We start from the raw sequence: 593 nt of genomic DNA, 5'->3' as shown, positions 1-593 counted from the left end.
TGCGCGAAGAACCCGTAGCGGTTGAGCGGGGGATGATCAGCGACCGGGAAGGACGGCCGCTGGCGGTGAGCGTTCCGGTCAGTGCTATCTGGATCGACCCGCAGACCACTATGGAAAAGGGCGGTGTGGGCTATGGGCCCCGCTGGCAGGCGATGGCCGAAGCGCTGCACCTCAACCTCGGAGAGCTGGCCCAGCGGGTACAGAGTCATCCCCACGCTCGCTTTCTCTATCTGGCGCGTCAGGTTAACCCTGACATGGCCGATTACATCAAGAAGCTGAAGCTGCCGGGCATTCATCTGCGCGAAGAATCCCGTCGGTACTACCCTTCCGGGGAAGTAACCGCTCACCTCATCGGCTTTACCAACGTCGATAGCCAGGGGATTGAAGGGGTTGAAAAAAGCTTTGATAAATGGCTTACCGGTCAGCCGGGCGAGCGTATCGTGCGTAAAGACCGCTATGGCCGGGTAATTGAAGACATCTCTTCTACCGATAGCCAGGCAGCGCACAACCTGGCGCTGAGTATCGACGAACGCCTGCAGGCGCTGGTCTATCGCGAGCTAAACAACGCCGTGGCCTTTAACAAAGCCGAGTCG

At 59.2% G+C, this 593-nt stretch carries 1 pseudogene; it reads left to right on the top strand.

The features are described 5' to 3' along the window. Window positions 1–593: pseudogene (locus ABD481_RS46810) on the top strand (peptidoglycan glycosyltransferase FtsI); the annotation flags it as partial.

The organism is Catenulispora yoronensis (assembly GCF_039531695.1).
GTDB lineage: Bacteria > Actinomycetota > Actinomycetes > Streptomycetales > Catenulisporaceae > Catenulispora > Catenulispora yoronensis.
Note: the sequence above shows the minus strand (reverse complement) of the source record. Positions and strands in the feature narration are given on the sequence as shown.